We start from the raw sequence: 2732 nt of genomic DNA on the forward strand, positions 1-2732 counted from the left end.
AGAAAGACAAAAACAATAAACTGCGTTTCAGATTTCTAGAATAAATTTCCGAGAATAACTTTACACATATAAATGCTTATCACATATAGAATAGATGGGCGAAAGATGATAGAATAAAGGAAAATGGGCTAAAAGGAGAAACTATGAACAATAAATTGAAGGAAGACAGTCTTCCAAAGTTTCTGAAAGACCCGTCATTACGTCTGATTATATTTTTTGCCCTTGCCATACAATTGATTATGACGCTAATGAGTTTTATCGCGTATCTGTGGCTTGGAGCAATCATGCTGGTTCTCTTTGTCATTACTCTAATAGTTTTCTGGCGTATAGGGAATATCTATATAAAAGAGCTCAATGAATACATCAAGAATCTTTCTTACCGAATTAAGCGTGGTGAGCAGGAAGCTCTGATTAAGATGCCTATTGGAATCCTTTTATTGAATGAAAAGAATCAGGTCGAGTGGTTGAACCCCTATATGCAGACACAGTTGGTAAAGACTGATAATGTTCTGGGTGAGACACTTGAAGAAATCCATGAAGAATTATTCGACTGTTACAGCGATTCATCGAACCACAATAATCTGATTGAATGGGAAAATAAAATCTACCAGGTTACTGTTCAGAAAGACATCCATGCGATTTATCTTATGGATATTACTGAATATGCCACGATTAAGGAAAAGTATGAAGATGCCCGTGCAGTTGTCGGCTGGTTATTTCTGGATAACTATGACGAAATTACTCAAGGGCTTGATGACAGAGGCGTATCTGGATTCGACAGCATGCTGACCACATATTTCTCAAACTGGGGCAGGCAGCACGGAATATTCTATAAGCGGATATCTTCAGATCGTTACTTCCTCTTACTGAACAGAAAAGAACTGGAACGTCTTGAAAAAGAGAAGTTCAATATTATTGATAATATCCGAGATCGCACATCCAAAAGGAACTTGCCGTTAACAATCAGCTTGGGACTTTCCTACGGGGATGCTACCTTTGACAAGCTGGCAGACCTTGCGCAAAGTAATCTTGATTTGGCTTTAGGCCGAGGTGGAGATCAGGCAATAGTGAAAGCTGTAGATGAAGAACCCAGATACTATGGGGGCAAGACAAATCCTATGGAAAAACGGACCCGTGTCCGGTCGCGCATGATCAGTCAAGCTATGCAGAAACTGATGAACGACAGTGAACAGATATTCGTCATGGGACACAAGAATCCCGACCTAGACGCTATAGGATCTTCGTTGGGCGTTGCCAGGATAGCAATGATGCTTAAAAAAAAGGTATACGTCGTAGTAGATCAGGATGACTTAAGTGATGATGTAGCCAAACTGATGAGCGAGATTCAGAAACACGAGCAGGTGAAGAAGAACATCATTTCTCCTGCCGATGCCGAGAAGCGGATAGGTCCCAATGATCTGGTCGTACTGGTCGATCATCACAAACCTGTGCTCTCAATTGCACCGAACCTGCTTAAAAAAACTAAGAAGAATATGGTTATCGATCATCACAGAAGAGGAGAAGAATTTACAGAGAATCCACTTCTTGTTTATATTGAACCATATGCTTCATCAACAGCTGAACTGATCACTGAATTGTTTGAGTATGTCTCAACAGACGGTGATCCGATCAATCGAATAGAAGCTACAGCTATGCTAGGCGGAATCGTCGTTGATACAAACAACTTCAGTTTAAGAACAGGATCCAGAACGTTTGATGCAGCAAGTTATCTTCAGTCTGTAGGAGCGAATTCTACTATGATTCACCGTCTGTTGAAAGAAGACCCTGAGAAGTACCTGCAGCGAAGCAGGTTGATCGAAACAATTGAGTTTGTTCGAGATGGAGTAGCCATTGCCAGCGGAGACAACGAGACGATTTACGATACTGTCACCTCTGCTCAGACGGCAGATACGATGCTGAGTATGTCAGGAGTAGAAGCGGCATTCGTCGTTACCAGACGCTCTGAAGATATGGTAGGAATCAGTGCAAGAAGCTTAGGTAAGATCAACGTACAGATCATCATGGAAAAAATGGGTGGCGGGGGACATCTGTCCAATGCAGCCACACAGATTGACGGAAAAAGTGTTTCAGAAATAATAGAAGAATTAAAAGAAGTTATAAATGCTCAACTCGATTAAAGAACAGAGAAGGAGACTTGACTATGGAAGTTATTCTATTAAAAGATGTTAAAGGAACGGGAAAAAAAGGTGAAGTTAAAAATGTATCTGACGGATACGCCAATAACTTTTTGCTGAAGAAAGGTCTGGCTAAGGAAGCAACTTCCGGAGCTAAGCAGGAACTGAATATGAAGAAGAAAGCTCAGAAAAGAGAAGAACAGGAAATTCTTGAAGCTGCAGAAAAAGATAAAGAAACGATTGAAAACGGCTCGATTGAAATAAAAGCAAAAGCTGCAGAAGATGGCCGACTGTTCGGTTCAGTGACCACTAAGCAGATTGCAAAAGAACTTGAAAAACAGCTTGGAATAAAGGTCGACAAACGAAAAATCAATCAGCCACTTCCAATGCGTTCTGTAGGGACTCAGCACGTTGAAATTAAACTTCATAAAAAAGTATCTGCTGAGCTGACAGTTAGAGTAACAGCAATAAGCTAAAGCATGTGATACCATTAAAAGATGGCCCGACTGAGGTCATCTTTTTTTGTTCGTGCGCCCGGCATGGGCGACAACTTGGTGGTGAAAGTCCACTACAGACTTGGCAGTAGGAACTGTTAGC

At 41.1% G+C, this 2732-nt stretch carries 2 protein-coding genes; both read left to right on the forward strand.

Annotated elements, in window-relative coordinates:
* Window positions 1-143: 143 nt before the first annotated feature.
* Entirely contained in the window at window positions 144-2138 is a 1995-nt protein-coding gene (locus ABFX15_RS03865; RefSeq protein WP_346024185.1) for a DHH family phosphoesterase, read from the forward strand.
* 23 nt (window positions 2139-2161) lie between these two features.
* Window positions 2162-2611 carry a 50S ribosomal protein L9 gene (rplI, locus tag ABFX15_RS03870; RefSeq protein WP_346024186.1) on the forward strand — a complete coding sequence of 150 codons (450 nt, stop codon included), beginning with the start codon at window positions 2162-2164 and terminating at the stop codon, window positions 2609-2611.
* Window positions 2612-2732: the final 121 nt, after the last annotated feature.

It is taken from the genome of Alkalibacterium indicireducens, from assembly GCF_039522005.1.
GTDB classification, from domain to species: Bacteria; Bacillota; Bacilli; order Lactobacillales; family Carnobacteriaceae_A; genus Alkalibacterium; species Alkalibacterium indicireducens.

Bases quoted from the DNA above. Each gene is read 5' to 3' on its own strand.
- ABFX15_RS03865 (WP_346024185.1), top strand. From the start codon at position 144: ATGAACAATAAATTGAAGGAAGACAGTCTTCCAAAGTTTCTGAAAGAC.
- rplI (WP_346024186.1), top strand. From the start codon at position 2,162: ATGGAAGTTATTCTATTAAAAGATGTTAAAGGAACGGGAAAAAAAGGT.